Source organism: Chryseobacterium cupriresistens, assembly GCF_046614675.1.
Lineage (GTDB): Bacteria > Bacteroidota > Bacteroidia > Flavobacteriales > Weeksellaceae > Chryseobacterium > Chryseobacterium cupriresistens.
This window is the reverse complement of the sequence record NZ_JBKKJT010000012.1, coordinates 11,916-29,526: the sequence shown is the minus strand read 5'-3', so window position 1 is coordinate 29,526 and position 17,611 is coordinate 11,916. Positions and strand designations below refer to the sequence as shown.

General features: G+C 37.6%; 15 protein-coding genes. 5 read left to right on the top strand and 10 right to left on the bottom strand.

Translation table 11 applies throughout. The features are described 5' to 3' along the window. Window positions 1-78: 78 nt before the first annotated feature. The 6 genes from ACLI50_RS21170 to rpsL all read right to left on the bottom strand — a co-directional run bounded on the left by ACLI50_RS21170 (window position 79) and on the right by rpsL (window position 6,325). Window positions 79-366 (bottom strand): hypothetical protein, encoded by a 288-nt coding sequence (locus ACLI50_RS21170; protein ID WP_343642486.1) that lies wholly within the window; start codon window positions 364-366, stop codon window positions 79-81. 15 nt (window positions 367-381) lie between these two features. After that, a complete protein-coding gene (locus ACLI50_RS21165) occupies window positions 382-2,637 on the bottom strand; it encodes a TonB-dependent siderophore receptor (RefSeq protein WP_411414590.1) in 2,256 nt (751 codons plus the stop codon). Window positions 2,638-2,965: 328 nt separating this feature from the next. Then, window positions 2,966-3,271, bottom strand: a complete 306-nt coding sequence (gene rpsJ / locus ACLI50_RS21160) for a 30S ribosomal protein S10 (protein ID WP_002661363.1) — start codon at window positions 3,269-3,271, stop codon at window positions 2,966-2,968. 16 nt (window positions 3,272-3,287) lie between these two features. Continuing rightward, the gene (gene fusA, locus ACLI50_RS21155) at window positions 3,288-5,405 is read right to left on the bottom strand and encodes an elongation factor G (RefSeq protein ID WP_062673585.1); all 2,118 of its coding nucleotides are present in this window, start codon (window positions 5,403-5,405) and stop codon (window positions 3,288-3,290) included. A 6-nt stretch (window positions 5,406-5,411) separates the two neighbouring features. Next, window positions 5,412-5,888: a 30S ribosomal protein S7 gene (gene rpsG, locus ACLI50_RS21150; protein ID WP_062673583.1), complete on the bottom strand. Its 477-nt coding sequence runs from the start codon at window positions 5,886-5,888 to the stop codon at window positions 5,412-5,414. A gap of 23 nt (window positions 5,889-5,911) precedes the next feature. Next, window positions 5,912-6,325: a 30S ribosomal protein S12 gene (rpsL, locus tag ACLI50_RS21145; protein ID WP_002983146.1), complete on the bottom strand. Its 414-nt coding sequence runs from the start codon at window positions 6,323-6,325 to the stop codon at window positions 5,912-5,914. Window positions 6,326-6,780: 455 nt separating this feature from the next. On the opposite strand from rpsL, the gene ACLI50_RS21140 reads away from it, so the two are divergent. The 5 genes from ACLI50_RS21140 (at window position 6,781) to ACLI50_RS21120 (ending at window position 10,550) form a co-directional block, all read left to right on the top strand. Continuing rightward, window positions 6,781-7,257 (top strand): Dps family protein, encoded by a 477-nt coding sequence (locus ACLI50_RS21140; RefSeq protein ID WP_062673577.1) that lies wholly within the window; start codon window positions 6,781-6,783, stop codon window positions 7,255-7,257. A gap of 95 nt (window positions 7,258-7,352) precedes the next feature. Next, complete coding sequence (gene pncB, locus ACLI50_RS21135) at window positions 7,353-8,531, top strand: nicotinate phosphoribosyltransferase (protein WP_110008537.1); 1,179 nt, start codon at window positions 7,353-7,355, stop codon at window positions 8,529-8,531. Between the two features lie 127 nt (window positions 8,532-8,658). After that, window positions 8,659-9,129, top strand: a complete 471-nt coding sequence (locus ACLI50_RS21130) for a YciI family protein (protein WP_411414589.1) — start codon at window positions 8,659-8,661, stop codon at window positions 9,127-9,129. Between the two features lie 206 nt (window positions 9,130-9,335). Next, window positions 9,336-9,590 (top strand): hypothetical protein, encoded by a 255-nt coding sequence (locus ACLI50_RS21125; protein WP_411414588.1) that lies wholly within the window; start codon window positions 9,336-9,338, stop codon window positions 9,588-9,590. 204 nt (window positions 9,591-9,794) lie between these two features. Then, a complete protein-coding gene (locus ACLI50_RS21120) occupies window positions 9,795-10,550 on the top strand; it encodes a DUF5995 family protein (RefSeq protein WP_343642475.1) in 756 nt (251 codons plus the stop codon). Between the two features lie 58 nt (window positions 10,551-10,608). Here the strand turns inward: ACLI50_RS21120 and ACLI50_RS21115 are convergent, their stop codons facing one another. The 4 genes from ACLI50_RS21115 to ACLI50_RS21100 form a co-directional block, all read right to left on the bottom strand. Then, window positions 10,609-13,707: an efflux RND transporter permease subunit gene (locus ACLI50_RS21115; RefSeq protein ID WP_411414587.1), complete on the bottom strand. Its 3,099-nt coding sequence runs from the start codon at window positions 13,705-13,707 to the stop codon at window positions 10,609-10,611. Further along, window positions 13,707-14,822 carry an efflux RND transporter periplasmic adaptor subunit gene (locus ACLI50_RS21110; protein WP_202840872.1) on the bottom strand — a complete coding sequence of 372 codons (1,116 nt, stop codon included), beginning with the start codon at window positions 14,820-14,822 and terminating at the stop codon, window positions 13,707-13,709. Before ACLI50_RS21110 ends, ACLI50_RS21115 begins: the two co-directional genes overlap by 1 nt. A 3-nt stretch (window positions 14,823-14,825) precedes the next feature. Continuing rightward, on the bottom strand, window positions 14,826-16,100 hold the full coding sequence (locus ACLI50_RS21105; RefSeq protein ID WP_411414586.1) for a TolC family protein: 1,275 nt from the start codon (window positions 16,098-16,100) through the stop codon (window positions 14,826-14,828). A 146-nt stretch (window positions 16,101-16,246) separates the two neighbouring features. Then, a complete protein-coding gene (locus ACLI50_RS21100; protein WP_411414585.1) occupies window positions 16,247-17,611 on the bottom strand; it encodes a sensor histidine kinase in 1,365 nt (454 codons plus the stop codon).

The window sequence follows — 17,611 nt, the reverse complement described above, 5'->3', positions numbered from 1 at the left end:
AATACTAAAAAACATTAAGACAAAAGTTCTGTCTTAATGTTCTTTGAATTAAAATTGATATGAATGATTGAAACTAAATTATTTGATTTTTCCTGAGAAATGCTTTTCAAGATTTTGTTTTTCTTCTGCTATCATACTCTTTCCGACCTGTCCAGGTGAAAAAGTTTTTGGATAAGAGGTATTGTTCCAATGATCTTTCCAGGGAGAAATATTACCCCATGAATATATACTTCTAGGATTTGTGTAATGTCTTTCTATATTTTCTCTTGCCGTTTTCAGTTCCTCTTCAGACAGATGCTCTTCGGAACATGAGGTTAAACCGGCAATGGCAATGATTACTAAAAATACTATTCTGGTAATTTTCATAATATTTTTTTTGTGTTAGAATTTATAGTTTACCTGTACAGCAAAGTTTCTTGGCTGGATCTGATCGATATATCCACCTCTGAAATAGGAACTGTATCCTACACTGTCAAAAATATTATTGAAGAATACTCTTATTCCCATTCCATTTTTCAGAGAATAACCGACCTGAGCATCTACTGTTGTATATTCCGGCATATCGAAAGGTTTGTCACCGGGCCTCACACTGTTCAGGTGTCCTGCTGTAAATGTTTTCTGAGTCCATTCGTCAACCGGTCTTTTTCCTACGTAATAAATTCCTGCCCCTACATCAAGTCCTGATAAAGTACCTTCGTTGAATTTATAATTCAGCCATCCGTTTGCAGTATGTTTAGGGGCATTCATTGGTGCTGATCCGTTCATATAAGAAGGGCTGTCCTGATATTGAGCATCCAGATATGCCCACCCCGACATCACCTGAAGGTTGGGAAGAATTCTTCCGATCAATTCTACTTCAACTCCTTTTCTTCGAAGATTTCCTGCAAGACCATACATCGTCTGTTTGTCGATCACAACAGGGTTATAATTTTCGTCAAGAATAGTGAACGAAAGGTGATCTGTTTTAATATCAAATAAAGTAACGTTAAATCTTAAACGCTCATTAAACCAGTCTGATTTAATACCTGCTTCCCATTGTTTAGTCATTGACGGGCCTACTCTTCCACCCTCTAAAAGGAGGTTATTAGAAGATCTTAAAGAGGTTGTTGTAGTATATGATCCAAATACATTAACATTGGGAAGTGGAGAAACAATCAAACCGAAATTAGGATTCCATGTATCTACAGATTCATTGGTGGATCCGTTCAATCTGCTGTAACGAAGTCCTAAATGAGCTTTTACATATTTCCCGATAGTCATTACGTCCTGGGCCATTGCTCCGATACTTGGAGTTAAAACAGCGTTTGATCTTCCCAGATTTTTATAGATGACATTTACCGGAAGCTGATTGGGAATACTTCCGTTCACTACGTCGAAAATATCAAGCGGATTGGCGGCATACGTTATATTATCAATTTTTGTATCACGCGCAGTAATTAAATTTCCGGGTGCAATTGAATTTTTATAAGCTCCGTAAGTTGTGGATGAAGTTTCTGTTTCTCTCCAGTCAAAACCAACCTGGAAAGTATGATTGATAAATCCTGTCTTTATCTGCTCTCCAATGAAGTCTAACTGTAATACTTTGTTGATATCTTCTCCCTGTGATTTTCCAATGGTACGCTGTCTGATATTATAGTTGGTTTCACCAGCCGGTAATGATACTGATGAAGCTTCAGAATCTGTATTGCTTACGGAATTAACGAAAGCAGCTCTCACTTTTAATTTGTCTGTAAGGTTACGTACGATGGTAGTCGCAAAGTTGAATGTCTCTGTTTTTGAATAATCAGATGCATATCCTAAAAACTTCCCTTTCGGCATATGATATAATGCTTCAACAGTTCCCGGAGCAAGATTGATTGTTCCTCTGTCCGGTGTCCTTTTATCATGAAGATAATCCATTTCCACATTGATTATTGTTTTATCATCCGGGCGGAAAGCAACAGATGGATTCACATAAATTCTTTCACCCTGTACGTGGCTTCTGAATGAATTATTATTTTGGTATGCTCCATTGAATCTCACAGCTACTTTTCCGTGAGAATCCAGAACTCTCTGGAAATCTACGGTAGGTCTGTAAAAATCCCAGCTTCCATAACGGAATCCTACATTAGTCTGATCAATAAACTGCGGTCTTTTTGTTACCACATTAATTACTCCTCCTGCAGATCCTAAACCATTTCCGATCCCTTGGCCGATAGCTGCAGATCCTTTGATCACCTGAATACTTTCCACTCCCTGCATATCCGTAATCATCCCTGCAGTACGGAAGTCTGAATCCAGCTGAACCCCGTTTTTCAGTACAGGAACTCCTCGATATCCTCTGATAGACATACTCTCATTTCCTCCGCCATAGCTTGAAAATAAAGTTACCCCCGGAACGTTTTTGGCAACATCAGTAACTGTAAGCGCTCCTAATTCTTCAATGGCTTTATGGGAAATTACAGAAATACTCTGTATCTGATCTCTGGTCTTCAATGGCAATCTGGTAATTGCGTCCAGGCCTTGCGGCTGTTTCTTTTTCTCACCAAATAGTTCTACTTCTTCAATTTTTTTGTGTTTAACTGAATCATTTACTTTCTGTGCATTGGCCAGAACCCCACCCAATAATAGCAGAGAAAAGGATACTACTTTATTCATCTGATAATTTTTTACAAAATTATTATTTTTATTAATTCTAAATAAATAAAGTAGTGTGACATATGTCACCATGAAAAGTCCTGCTAATATCAAATCATTAATTCAATAAAAGGACTCCTTACAATGATCAAACAGATCTGTTCTATTATTAATACTAATCTTTTAGTTTTTTGATATGATTAGAGAAAGTACAATCAAAAAAAGTCAGATTGATAAAAATACAGATCTGACTTTGGCCATTGACTGAGTTTATACAAATAGCAGATGCATAAAAAAATCCGTCCCTGAAAAGGAACGGATTGTATAATCATTGCAAAGTATGCATTTATCACACTTTAATTTCAACGTCTACACCTGAAGGAAGTTCTAATTTCATTAGAGCATCAACAGTCTTAGAAGAAGAAGAGTAGATATCCATTAGTCTCTTGTGAGCTGAAAGTTGGAACTGCTCTCTTGCTTTCTTGTTTACGTGCGGAGATCTCAACACTGTGAAGATTCTCTTATTCGTTGGTAATGGAATAGGACCGTTTACAACAGCACCAGTAGCCTTTACCGTTTTTACGATTTTCTCAGCAGACTTGTCTACCAAGTTGTAATCGTAAGATTTTAGTTTTATTCTGATTCTTTGTGACATTTCTTTAATTTAAAAATTAACCTTTTGCTTTAGCTATGATTTCTTCAGCAACGTTTTGTGGAGTTGGTGCGTATTTCTCTAATTCCATAGAAGAAGTAGCTCTTCCTGATGAAAGTGTTCTTAGAGTTGTTACATATCCAAACATTTCAGAAAGTGGAACAGAACCTTTGATTACAACAGCTCCGTTTTTCTCTTCCTGGCCACTGATAGTACCTCTTCTCTTGTTAAGGTCACCAATGATGTTACCCATATATTCTTCCGGAGTTACAACTTCCAGTTTCATAATAGGCTCCATAATTACTGGTTTAGCAGCTTTACCAGCTTCTTTAAATCCTAGCTTAGCAGCCATTTCGAAAGAAAGAGCGTCAGAATCCACTGCGTGGAAAGATCCATCTTTAAGAGTAACTTTAATACCTTCAACTTCGAAACCAGCCAATGGACCGTTCTTCATTGCAGCTTTAAATCCTTTTTCAATTGCAGGAACGAATTCTCTAGGAACGTTACCACCTTTGATCTCATTGATGAATTCTAAACCAACTTTACCTTCGTCTGCAGGTCCTAGTTCAAATACAATGTCAGCAAATTTACCTTTACCTCCAGATTGCTTTTTGTAAACTTCTCTGTGGCTGGCAACTTTTGTTAAGTTTTCTTTGTACTCTACCTGAGGTTGTCCCTGGTTTACTTCAACCTTGAACTCTCTCTTCATACGGTCTACAATGATATCTAAGTGAAGCTCACCCATACCAGAGATGATCGTTTGTCCAGAAGCTTCGTCAGTTCTTACAGTAAACGTTGGATCTTCTTCAGCCAATTTAGCTAGAGCGTTACCCATTTTATCCTGGTCAGCTTTAGTTTTAGGCTCAACAGCGATACCGATTACCGGATCAGGGAAAACCATCGATTCAAGAACGATTGGGTTTTTCTCATCACACATCGTATCACCAGTTTTGATAGATTTGAATCCTACCGCTGCACCAATATCACCAGCTTCAATATATTCTACCGGGTTTTGTTTGTTAGCGTGCATCTGATAGATTCTTGAGATTCTTTCTTTATCTCCTGAACGGGAGTTCAAGATATAAGAACCTGCATCCAGTCTTCCAGAGTAAGCTCTGAAGAATGCTAATCTTCCCACGAACGGGTCAGTAGCAATCTTAAATGCCAAAGCTGCGAAAGGCTCATCTACAGATGGTTTTCTTGTAATTTCAGCGTCTGTTCTTGGATCAGTACCTTTGATATCATCTTTATCCAATGGAGAAGGCAGGTATTTACATACTGCATCCAACATAAACTGTACTCCTTTATTCTTGAATGAAGAACCACAAGTCATTGGGATAATAGATAAATCAATAGTAGCAGCTCTCAATGCAGCATTGATTTCTTCTTCTGTAATTGAATCCGGATCTTCGAAGAATTTCTCCATCAAAGTTTCGTCATATTCAGAAACAGCTTCTACCAGTTTCTCTCTATATTCAAGAACTTCATCTTTCATATCTTCAGGAATTGGCACTACTTCGAAAGTAGCTCCTTGTCCTGCTTCATCCCAGATGATCGCTCTGTTTTTAATTAAGTCAACAACTCCTTTGAAATCTTCTTCAGCACCGATTGGTAAAACGATTGGAACTGCGTTAGATCCTAACATTTCTTTAACCTGGTTTACCACGTTAAGGAAGTCAGCACCTTGTCTGTCCATTTTGTTTACGAATCCCATTCTTGCAACTTTGTAGTTGTCTGCAAGTCTCCAGTTTGTTTCAGACTGAGGCTCTACTCCATCTACTGCAGAGAATAAGAATACCAATCCATCCAATACTCTTAAAGATCTGTTTACCTCTACTGTGAAGTCAACGTGTCCCGGTGTATCGATGATGTTGAAGTGGTAAGGTTTAGTTTCTGGTAAAGCTTTTCCTTGATCTGTTGGAAAGTTCCAAGAACAAGTGGTAGCTGCAGAAGTAATAGTAATACCTCTTTCTGCTTCCTGCTCCATCCAGTCCATTGTAGAAGCACCATCGTGAACCTCTCCAATTTTGTGGTTTACCCCTGTATAGAATAGAATCCTTTCTGTAGTGGTAGTCTTACCTGCATCAATGTGAGCAGCGATACCAATATTTCTTGTAAATTTAAGATCTCTTCCCATTTCAGATTAGAATTTGAAGTGTGAGAAAGCCTTGTTAGCTTCCGCCATTTTGTGAGTATCAGATTTCTTTTTGAAAGCAGCACCTTCTTCTCTTGAAGCAGCTACAACTTCGTTAGCTAATTTCAAAGCCATAGACTTATCATTTCTAGCTTTAGAATACTTGATTAACCATTTCATTGCCATAGAAATTTTTCTGTCAGCTCTGATTGGCATAGGGATCTGGAAGTTAGCTCCACCTACTCTTCTAGAACGTACTTCTACGTGAGGCATTACATTTGTAAGTGCATCTTTCCAGATTTCAAGTGCAGTTTTTTCGTTATCTCCTTTTTTAGTTTCTACGATATCTAATGCATCATAGAAAATTTTGAATGCGATTGACTTCTTACCGTCAAGCATTAAGTTGTTTACGAATCTCGTTACCAATTGATCATTAAATTTCGGATCTGGTAACAACGGTCTTTTTTTCGCTTTTGTCTTTCTCATTGCTTTTGTACCTTATTTAATGATTATTTTTTCTTTCCTTTTGCAGGAGCAGCAGCTGCTTGTCCTGGTTTAGGTCTCTTAGCTCCGTACTTAGATCTTCTCTGTGTTCTTCCATTTACACCAGCTGTGTCTAATGCACCTCTTACGATGTGGTAACGTACTCCCGGTAGGTCTTTCACCCTTCCGCCTCTAACCAATACTATCGAGTGCTCTTGAAGATTGTGTCCTTCGCCCGGGATATAGGCATTAACTTCTTTACCGTTAGAAAGTCTTACCCTTGCTACTTTTCTAAGTGCAGAGTTAGGTTTCTTCGGTGTAGTTGTATATACTCTCGTACATACACCACGTCTTTGTGGACAAGAATCAAGGGCAGCCGATTTGCTCTTCTTGGCAAGCGTGGCTCTTCCTTTTCTTACTAATTGTTGAATAGTAGGCATTTAATTGCTTTTTATTTTAGGGTGCAAAAATAGTAATATTTTTTTAATCTGCAAACACTTATATAAAAATTAAAATCAAATACTTACACCAAAAATAGAAGACGTTTCCATATAACAATAAAAGAAGTATAATATATACGAGGAAAACAGGTAGAAAAGAATCTTTTTTCAAGTTTAAAAATTGTGTATTAAATAATTATGAAATTTATTATTTTAAATAAGATCTATAAAAATTTTCATTCACAGTAGAATCATAATTCCTCACCCGATATATCCAAACTATATTTAAAAACTTTCTTATAGTTATGATCTATGAATAATCCAATGAGTTCGGCACGATATTTCGTAAATTTGGGATATACAATGATAAACACAGCAGTCATCATTAAAAAGCTTCATATTCTACTGAACCGAAGTGGTGATTGTATCACATTTAAAAAAATAAATATATACATATGAAAAACGCAAGTATTATCGGTCTTAAAGAAGCCGACTGTAAAAACATCTCAGAAAAATTAAATGTACTATTAGCTAACTATTCAGTATTCTATCAGAACACAAGAGGTTCTCACTGGAATATTAAAGGTGATCAGTTCTTCACCCTTCACCCAAAGTTTGAGGAATTGTACAATAGCCTTGTCTTAAAGATTGATGAGATTGCAGAAAGAATCCTTACGTTAGGAGCTACTCCTGCACATAATTATTCAGATTACTTAAAGGTAGCAACCATTAAAGAAAGCAAAGAAGTAACGGACGGTACCAAAAGTGTTGAACAGATTCTAAGTTCATTCAAAGTAGTAATTGATCTGCAGAGAGAACTTTTAGATATTACAGATAAAGCGGGAGATGAAGGTACCAATTCGCAAATGAGCGACTATATCACCGAGCAGGAGAAAGAAGTTTGGATGTACAATTCCTATCTTGGAAAATAACTCCATCAAAAGCATGGAAATATTTAAAAAAAATCGCCTTACATTTAGGCGATTTTATTTTTTATTTTTATATTTGCGTTAAAATTACACATATTATGAGCGACGTCAGATTAAACTCTATCCTTGATAATGATTTCTATAAAATAACCATGCAGAATGCTGTGGTAAAGCTATTCCCGAGTTCTATTGTAAAATATGAATTTATCAACAGGGGAAAACACCACTTTCCGGAAGGGTTTGACGCTGCTTTAAGAGAAGCTGTCAACAAAATGGCCGAACTTAAACTTACGAAAGATGAAAAAAAGTTCATGGCAAGAACATGTCCTTATATAGATCTGCCCTATCTTGATTTTTTAGAAGGTTATCATTATGATCCGTCTGAAGTAAAAATCCACCAGGAAGGAGGAGACCTCTCCGTCATTGTGGAAGGACTTTGGTACAGAACAATTCTTTGGGAAGTTCCACTGCTGGCATTGATCAGTGAACTGCATTACGAAATGAACCACATGGAAAGAGATTCCAACGAAGTGGTCATGAGCAAAACGATAGAAAAAGCAGATTCATTGGGCAGACTTGGAGTAACATTTGCAGAATTTGGAACGAGAAGAAGACACTCTTATAAGGTACAAAATCTGGTAATGGAAGCTTTAACCCAGAAAAAAGAGTCTACTTTTATCGGAAGTTCAAACGTACATTTTGCGATGAAATACGGTGTAAAACCTATCGGAACGCATGCTCATGAATGGTTTATGTTCCATGCTGCCGAATATGGATTCAAAATGGCCAATGAGTTGGCACTGGAACATTGGGTAGATGTTTACAGAGGTGATCTTGGAGTAGCTTTGTCTGATACTTATACCACAGATGTATTTTTCCAGCAGTTTGACAAAAAATTTGCTAAGCTTTTTGATGGCGTTCGTCATGATAGTGGAGATGCTCTGGAATTTGCAGATAAAACCATTGCTCACTATCAAAGAAATGGGATCAATCCGATGTTTAAATATATTATTTTTTCAGATGCATTAAATCTTGAAAAAGTAGAGGAAATTACCAATTATTGCAGAGGAAAAATTGGCATCTCATTCGGAATCGGCACCAACCTTACCAATGATGTGGGATTGAAGCCCATGAATATTGTAATGAAACTTATTGGTGTACAAGCTCCCAATAAAGAATGGATTCCTACAGTAAAACTTTCCGATGAGCATGGTAAATATACCGGAGATCCAAAGATGATCGAACTGGCGAAAGAATTTTTAAGAATAAAAGATTAGTAACCTCATCAGAACAATTAGATATAAGCCTCGAAATCATCGAGGTTTTTTAGTTTCATAGTGACATTTGAAATTCAGTTTTCAGAAATCTATAAGGATTTATTATATTTATCAAAATAAAAACAAGATGAAATCAGGAACATTACTACTCGCAGGTCTTCTCCTATCAGCATTTTCCTTTGCTCAGGAAAAGAAAGCAGAAAAGCCTAAATACAACCAGGAACTGGCTACTTCTTTAGGTGCTGACAAATATGGGATGAAACCTTATACGATTGTTATGCTGACATCAGGTTCTGCTAAAATTGAAGACAAAGCCAAAATGGGGAAACTCATGAAAGGGCACATGGCCAATATCGGTAAGCTGGCCAATGAAGGCAAAATTGTTGTTGCCGGACCTTTTCTTGAAAACAATAAGGAGAACTATCGCGGTATGTTTATTTTCAACACCCAATCTAAGGAAGAAGCCGCGCAGTGGGTAAAAACAGATCCGGCAGTTCAGGCCGGTGTCTTCAGCTATGAAATTTTCCCATGGTATGGTTCCGCAGCGCTGCCATTGTATCTTAAACATCATGATGAGATCTCGAAAGAAAATCCTTAAATAAAGCAGGAAAAAAAATCAACTTCTTTCCTGGAATAAACACATGACACACTTTAACTATCTGCATTTCAAATAATTACCAATAAAAGCACATGAATATTTCTTTTTTTAATGAATTAATTTAATTACTTTAGCTTTTAAATAATCCAATTTACTTATCTAATTATGAGTAAGTTATATACCAATAAAAACTAAAAATTAAACACATGAAAAAATTAAACATTACAAAACTTTCGAGAACAGAGCTGAAAGATATATTCGGCGGAACACTATACCCGGCAGAATGTCCCGGAGGATGCCATGGTGAAGGCATGATCAGATGTCCTGACGGTACTACTACCATGACGAACTTTATATGCATGGGAGGAACCTGTCAACCGGCCGCCATGTGCAAGCCACTGATTCTTGAACCTTTTCCAGATCCGATTATCATCACTGATCCGGTTATCATCACCCCATAATCAGAATAACAATACATAAAGAGGCTGTCTCAAAAGTCAAACAATTGGCTTTTGTCATTGACTACGTCGAATCTTCGATTTCTGACGAAGGAAGAATCTTATTGATAAACAACTACATGAGATTCTTCACTACATTACATTTCGTTCAGAATGACAATTTTGAGACGCCTCTTTTTTAGTATCTTTAAGTAAACAAAAGCCATCATGAAAACCATTGAGGAAGTTCTTAAAAAACTGGATGAAATTATCATCTGGTGCAAGGAAAACAAGAGTCCCGCAGGATATTTTGCCTGTACCTACAGAATTATGACCACACAGGTTCTGAAAGGAATTCAGCAGAAAAAATTTGAAGACAATCCGAGGATGACTTCACTTGACATTGCTTTTGCACAAAGATATCTTCAGGCATGGGACAGCTACAGTAAAAATGAAAGATGCACCAACTCATGGTACATTGCTTTTGAAGCCGCTAAAAACAGGAATCTTTTAATATTACAGCATATATTTCTTGGTATGAATGCTCACATCAACCTGGACCTTGGTATTTCTGCCGCTTCTATTATGCCTTACCGGAAAATAAATCCTTTGAAAAAAGATTTTGAGAACATTAATAATGTCATTGCATCCATTAATCAGAACGTACAGAATTCGCTGAACAAAATCTGTTATCCTGTAGATCTTGTTGACCAACTTTCCAACGGAAAGGATAATGCTGTCCTTGATTTTGCCATATCCAAAGCAAGAGATACTTCATGGGCAACGGCAGTTATCGCTTCCAACACTCCAAATTTCCTAAGAGAATCTGTGATCGGTATTGTGGATTACGCCGCCGCAAAAGTTGCAACTCAAATTCTGAACCCGAAGATCCTCACTCCTGCTCTTTTAAAAGAACTAAAAAAATGTGAAAGCAGTGATGTGGTAAAAAATATTGAGATTTTAGAAGCTACAAAAAATTCGTAAAAAAAGGCCGGGATCTTCCTCACGGATCCCGGCCTCATAATGAACAAAATGAAAGAAACTATATGGCTTCCTTATACTTTTTGCGATAGGCATAGTGGAAAATTATTGGTAACACTGTAAATGAAAGCAGCATACAGATAATTAATCCTCCTACAATCATAATGGCTAAAGGTTTCTGAATTTCCGATCCCATTCCATTCGACATGGCTGCCGGAAGAAGTCCCATAGAACCCATCAGGGCAATCATCACCACCGGGCGGATTCTGCTTTTCACTCCCTGAGCTATGGATTCTTTGAGTGACATTCTGTTTTGCAGATTTTCTTTCATCACTCCAATGAGTACGATACCGTCTATGGTAGCTACTCCAAACAGGATGATAAACCCGATTCCCGCTGAAATTCCAAAGATCGTTCCCGTAAACCAAAGGGATAAAAACCCTCCGATGAATGCAAATGCAAGTGTAATGGATGAAATCAGCGTATCTTTTATATTTCCGAAATTGAAGTACAATAGCATCAGAATAAGAACTAAAGAAATCGGCACTACCATAGCCAGCTGTTTTGCGGCTCTTTCTTTACTTTCAAATTCTCCGGCCCACGTCATTTTATGCTTTTTCGGAAGCTTCACTTCTTGATCTACTTTCGCTTTGGCTTCTTTGATGGTACTTCCCAGATCGCGTCCTTCAATATTAAAGCCAACTCCGATATATCTGCTGTTTCCTTCACGGTAAATAAATGATGGCCCTGTATGATAATCAATGGTTGCAATTTCTTTCAGCGGAACTTTTTTATTGTCCTGAGTCGGGATCAAAATATTTCCCATCTTTTCAGGCGTATCTCTGTAATCTTTTTCAAACCTGAGCATGACGTCAAACATTCTCTCCTGTTCATAAAACTTGGTAGCGGCCTGCCCTCCGATTGTCATTTCAATCACAGCCTGTGCATCTGCTGTGGAGACTCCATATTTTGCCATTTTGGAATCGTGAAGCTGTATTCTCAATTCCGGAAGTCCGATATTTTTGAAAACATTCACGTCCGATATTCCCGGAACGGTTCTGATGGAATTAGCTACTTTATTGGCGTAATTTTCCAGCTCAAATAAATCATTTCCGAAAATTTTAATAACCAGCGGAGCTTTTACTCCTGCCACATATTCTTCCACGTTATCCTGTATCGGCTGGCTGAATCCAAAATTGATACCTGGAAATCTCTCAAGGGAGACTCTCATTTCTTCAAGAAGTTCCTCTTTGGATATTTTTTTCTTCCATTCATTTTCCGGTTTCAGCTGAATATTAAATTCGATATTAAAGAACCCGGTGGGATCGGTTCCGTCATTGGGACGGCCTGTCTGGGTCATGACAAATTTTACTTCATCATACTTCATGAGAATTTCCTTCATTTCTTTAGTCAGTCTTACAGATTCATCCAGATTGACACTGTTGGGAAGGGTTGCTCTTACATAAATTGCGCCTTCGTTCAGTTTGGGTAAAAACTCGGATCCATAATTGGAAAATCTCCATCCACACACGGCAAGCAAAGCAACGAAACCAACAATGAATCCTTTTTTATGGCGGTCACTGAATTCGTAAATTTTATAGATATTAACTCTGAAAAATCTTGAAATAAAGTTTTCTTTCTCTTCAATATTTTTTGTCAATAGCAGTTTACACATTGCCGGAACATATGTTAAACTTAAGATCAATGATCCTAATAATGCATACCCAAGTGTAAATGCTAATGGAGAGAACATTTTTCCTTCTACTTTCTGGAAAGAGAAAATAGGCATCAGGGCAACGATCAGAATCAGTAGGGCGAAGAAAATATAGCTCGCTACGCTTCCCGCACTTTTCTTGATGATTCCGAGTTTTGAAATTTTATTGAATCTGCGCAGTCCTATCTTTTTCGCTTTAAGTTCGAGGGCGACAAAGACATGTTCCACGATAACCAGCGTTCCTTCCAGAAGCAATCCGAAATCCAGCGCCCCCATGGAAATAAGGTTGGCCGGCAATCCCTGAATTTTAAGCATAATAATAGCGAACAGAAAAGCCAGAGGAATCACTGATGCCACGATGAAAGTTGTTCTCCAGTTGTAAAGGAAAATAAATACAATGATGGAAACCAGAATGACTCCTTCAATAAGATTTTTAGAAACCGTATGCACTGTAGTATTCACAAGCTCCGTACGGTCGATGATCGGAACAATCTGGACATCTCCCGGCAATTCTCCCCCATTCAGTTCTTCTATTCTGTCTTTCAGCCTTGCAATCACTTCACTTGGATTTTCACCCCGAAGCATAATCACAATTCCTTCTACCACATCATTTTCTTTGTTGTATCCTACCTGTCCCAATCTTGGTTTTGCTGAAACTTTTACTTCAGCTACATGTTTCACCAGAATAGGTGTAGAACCTTTTACCTCGATCTGAATATTCTCAATATCTTCTTTCTTCTCCAAAAGACCGATCCCCCGCACTACATAAGCCTGATCACCTTTTGCTACTACATCTCCTCCTACATTGATATTACTTCTAGAAACTGCTTCATACACATCCAGGGGGGAAAGGTCGTAATTGTGTAATTCCGTAGGATTAATTTTTATTTCATATGTTTTTTCTTCTCCACCAAAGCTTACCACATCCGCAACACCGGGAACAGCCAGCAACTCTCTTTCTACCACCCAATCCTGAATGGCTGTTACTTCTTTGATGGGAAGTTTACTCTTGATAATATATCTGTAAATTTCACCGGTAGCTCCCGAAGGAGGCTCAATGCTGTATTCTGCTCCGGCAGGAAGTTCTACATTTCCGAGTTTATTGGAAGCATATTGCTGGGCATAAAAATCATTGACATGATCATCAAAAATAACCGTCACCACAGACAATCCGAATAAGGAAATAGAACGTACCGAAGTTTTATTCGGGATAGCATTCATTTCTTTGGAAATAGGTAAGGTAACGAATTTTTCAATTTCCTCAGCACTTCTCCCCGGCCATTGGGTAATAACTCGTACCCTTGTATTGGTAACATCCGGAAATGCTTCAATGGGCGTATGCAGATAGGAATAGATTCCTCCGGCGAGCAATAGAAAAGTTCCCAAAAGAACAATCAATGAGTTTTTCAGAGAGAAGGAAACTATATTCTGTACAAATTTTCGCATTACTTCGTGGAATTATTTAATTGGTTTTTCAGGTTTTCATAGATCAGCAGTCCGTTGGAAGCAATGACATTTTCACCTGGTTTTAAATTGCCTTCTACATAAATATACTGGCTGTTGGAAGCAATTTCTGTTACTGGTCTGATCTCAAGCTCACAATCTTTTTTGTAAACCACTACATAACTCTGGTTGTTATCAAAGATTAAAGCCTTTGCCGGAATAGCCAGTGCGCTTTTGTTTTGTGAATTCACTGGTAATACAACATCTGCAGACATTCCCGGCCTTAGCTTCATTCCGTTATTATCCATAATGATTTTGGCTTTGAGTACTCTTTCATTTTCATTGAAAACCTGGGAAATAGTATTAATCTTCCCTGAAAAACTGTCATCAGGATAAGCAAGCGTTTTTACCACGACCGGCTGATCCACATAAACGTGTCTCATATTGGTAGCATACACATTGGCCATTACCCATACCTTATCCAGATTGGAAATGGTAAACAATTGATCTCCTCCGGCAGTAACAGGCATTCCTTTTGAAATATTCTTTGAAATCACATATCCGTCCGCAGGTGCTTTTATCTGAATCGTGCTTCCTCCTGCGGAATACAGCTGCATATTTTTCTGTGTTTTGGAAATATTGGATTGCAATATGGCCACCTCTGATCTTGCTTCCTGCAAATCTTTCTGGGAGGCAATATCATCTTTATACATGGCTTCTACGGAAGACAGTTTTCTTTTTGCAACAGCCAGCTGCGCCTGAAGGGTCTGGGTATCATCCTGCATTTCGTTAACGGCCGTACTTTTTACACTAGCCAGCGTTTGCCCTTTTTTCACATAATCACCAAGAGAGAAATAGGTATCTATTACTACTCCGTCTACAAGACTTACAAAAGGAACCGTTTTATCAGAATTACTTTCCACTTCCCCGGTAAGGGTGATACTTTCTTGTATAGGAAGCATTTCTGCTTTGGCCAGTTTAATCTCTTGTTTAAGTTCTTTGCTGATGCAATAGGCTTTTTCGGTTTCTTTATTTTCTGCTTTTCCGGCACAGCCTGTAAAAATGACGAGGGCAGACAGGTAAGCCGCAGCAATGTATGGGTTCATATTCTTGTTCATATCTTATAAATCTTGTCCTACAACATACTGCAGGTTTTCGTAGTATTGATTCAATTCTTTTTTAGTGTCCAGGATGATCATTTTATTTCCGATATAGGTATCCAGGAAATCCATATATTCAAGCATGCTGATATTTCTTAGTCTGAAATTCTTCTCATGGCTTACCAGCAAACCGTCCAGCGTAGATTCATAATTTTCATCAATTTCTTGTGAGACCTGTTGTGTTCTGATATAGTTTCTGAAAACAGATACAATTTCGTTATCAGATTTCATCATGTTTTTACGGGTCTCCAGTTTGCTTTTTTCAATCTCAAGCTTAGCTTCCTGAATATTCCCTTTGTTACGGTCAAAAATGGGAAGATCCATAGAAACCCCCAGTCCTATAAAATCTTTCATGATATTTCCTCCGCGGTCATATCCTATAGAAACTGCAACATCAGGTGTTTTCATGGCATTTTGAATTTCCAGATTTTTGGCAGCGTGTTTCTCTTTATTTTTGGAGATCATGATATCGGGACGGTTTTCTTTTGCTTTTTCCATCCATTGAGTCACTTCCAGTTCTGATAGTTGTTTTTCGGGCATAACAAATGAATCTGAAATCTCCAGATACGTTTGAGAAGGCAGCATTAATAAAGCTTTCAGTTCTACCTGCTGGTCTTCGATTTCCTGCTTCAATGAAACCAGTTTCTTTTTGAATTCAATTTCCTGTGCTTTTAAGCGGACATATTCAGCTTTACTGATGTTCCCGAGGTTTAATTGATTATTGTAGGATTTCGTTACTTTCTCAATGGAAGTAATTTGCCCTTGATAGATTTTTTGCTGTTCCTGATTGTAAAGAATTTCAGTAATCGTATTTCTGAGTGTCTTTTTAAGTTCACGCAAAACTTCCTGCAGTTCATACTTCTCTCCTTCCACTTCTATTTTCTGGAGTTCAATATTTTTTCTTCTTTTCCCCGCAGTCTGAATCACCTGTTCTATCTCGGCAGAAATCTGAGTACTTTTTCCCCAATTTCTGATAAGCGCAGGCTGTTCTTCGATGTCATAAGTTCTCCATAAATTCACCTCACTGATACTCAATGTAGGATTAGGCCAGTATTTAGCCTGAACAGCTCTTGCCTCGGCTTGTGAAATTTCAAGCTTCTGTGCAATAAGGTCAAGGTTTTTAGCCAGAAAAATAGTTTCAGCCTCCTTTCTGCTGATTTTCATGGTGTCTGAAATCTGTGCAGAAAAGAAACTGAAACAGGGAATATAAAATAGTGTAAAAAATAGCTTCTTCAAGGGTCTCTTATTTAAGACCACAAAGCTATTTGTCTAATATTAGAGGGAATTGTAAAGAAAATTAAAATTCGGTTAGTTCAACATTAGAGTTTGATTAGAACTTTTTTAAAACACGAAAAACACAAATCTTTTCACAAATAACACGATTATGAATGGGTAGGAAATTCCAGGAGAACATTAGTTCCCACATTGACCGTAGAATCAATTTTCATGATAATATGATGATGATCAAAAATACTTTTTGAAAGCGATAAACCAATTCCGCTGCCTTTTACAGCATCTACATTTTTTCCTCTATAGAAAGTCTCTGATATTTTCACAAGATCATCAGCAGGAATTCCTCTTCCTTCATCTCTGACCTCAATGTACAACTGACTGTTCATTTCAGATAATGTGATCACTATAGGTTTGTCATAGGAATATTTGATGGCATTTTCTACAATATTATATAACGCCAGGTAGAGAAGTGTTTCGTTTCCCGGGAATTCCAGTAAAGCAGGTTTTGTTACCTGAAGCTGTATTTTGATAGATGAATGGTTTTCTTTTGCTTTGGGTTCCAGTTTTGCATAAATCTTCCAGACCAGTTCATCCACTCTCATCGGTTTGTGAGAAGACTCAAGCTTTGTCATTCCGGACATCAGTAAAAGATTGTTGAGAATATTTTCAATCTCATATACATTTTCCAATGACTCTTTAGCCACTTCCCTGTATTCTTCCGGTGTACGGTCTTTTTGGGCAAACACCTCCAGATTTCCAGAAATCGCTGCTAAGGGTGTTTTGAATTCATGGGAAACATAATTGATAAAGTTCTGCTGCAAGAGTACATTTTCAGAGATTCTGCCCAACAGTTTATTATAGGACTTTATCAAATCTTCAATCTCGTCATTGGTATTGGTAGAAGTAATAATTGCCGTAGAAATGTTATTATACTCTACTTTATTGATCCGTTCTACTACATTGGAGATAGGTTTATAAACTACTTTAGAAAGGTATCTGCTCAGAAAATAGATTGCGAGAAGCCCGATCAACAATACGGAAAGCATGATAATAGCCAATCTCAGGATTTGTGACTGAAAAGAATCGTTGGAAGACTTCACAAAAACCACAAAGTCACCTTGGTTATCAGGATAAAAAATTCCGTAGTAGAATTGATTATCAGACATAAACTGTATTCCTTTGTTTTTTCGGACAGCCTGCAAATGGGAAAGCTTTATATTCTTATCGTTAAGGTTATGTCCAAAGGTAACTTCATTATTCTGATTATAAACCGCTACCCTGTTATTCTGAATCAGATGGTTGTATTCTTTTTTAATCTGGGCATGTCGGTCTTTCGGGAGTTCATCCTTTTCAAGATAATAAATAGCAGAGATAAGAGCCGTATTTCTGAGCTTTTCAAAATAGAAAATCTTGGTACTGTCATAATAGGCAAAAAATATCACCGCAGATGTGATGATAGAAACGATGCCAAATGAGAGGCTTGAAATAAGGGTAAATCTACTTCTTAGCGTCAT

What these genes read in the sequence shown, in the direction of transcription:
- ACLI50_RS21170 (WP_343642486.1), bottom strand. Translation starts at nt 366, where the DNA reads ATGAAAATTACCAGAATAGTATTTTTAGTAATCATTGCCATTGCCGGT.
- ACLI50_RS21165 (WP_411414590.1), bottom strand. Translation starts at nt 2,637, where the DNA reads ATGAATAAAGTAGTATCCTTTTCTCTGCTATTATTGGGTGGGGTTCTG.
- rpsJ (WP_002661363.1), bottom strand. Translation starts at nt 3,271, where the DNA reads ATGTCACAAAGAATCAGAATAAAACTAAAATCTTACGATTACAACTTG.
- fusA (WP_062673585.1), bottom strand. Translation starts at nt 5,405, where the DNA reads ATGGGAAGAGATCTTAAATTTACAAGAAATATTGGTATCGCTGCTCAC.
- rpsG (WP_062673583.1), bottom strand. Translation starts at nt 5,888, where the DNA reads ATGAGAAAGACAAAAGCGAAAAAAAGACCGTTGTTACCAGATCCGAAA.
- rpsL (WP_002983146.1), bottom strand. Translation starts at nt 6,325, where the DNA reads ATGCCTACTATTCAACAATTAGTAAGAAAAGGAAGAGCCACGCTTGCC.
- ACLI50_RS21140 (WP_062673577.1), top strand. Translation starts at nt 6,781, where the DNA reads ATGAAAAACGCAAGTATTATCGGTCTTAAAGAAGCCGACTGTAAAAAC.
- pncB (WP_110008537.1), top strand. Translation starts at nt 7,353, where the DNA reads ATGAGCGACGTCAGATTAAACTCTATCCTTGATAATGATTTCTATAAA.
- ACLI50_RS21130 (WP_411414589.1), top strand. Translation starts at nt 8,659, where the DNA reads ATGAAATCAGGAACATTACTACTCGCAGGTCTTCTCCTATCAGCATTT.
- ACLI50_RS21125 (WP_411414588.1), top strand. Translation starts at nt 9,336, where the DNA reads ATGAAAAAATTAAACATTACAAAACTTTCGAGAACAGAGCTGAAAGAT.
- ACLI50_RS21120 (WP_343642475.1), top strand. Translation starts at nt 9,795, where the DNA reads ATGAAAACCATTGAGGAAGTTCTTAAAAAACTGGATGAAATTATCATC.
- ACLI50_RS21115 (WP_411414587.1), bottom strand. Translation starts at nt 13,707, where the DNA reads ATGCGAAAATTTGTACAGAATATAGTTTCCTTCTCTCTGAAAAACTCA.
- ACLI50_RS21110 (WP_202840872.1), bottom strand. Translation starts at nt 14,822, where the DNA reads ATGAACAAGAATATGAACCCATACATTGCTGCGGCTTACCTGTCTGCC.
- ACLI50_RS21100 (WP_411414585.1), bottom strand. Translation starts at nt 17,611, where the DNA reads ATGACGCTAAGAAGTAGATTTACCCTTATTTCAAGCCTCTCATTTGGC.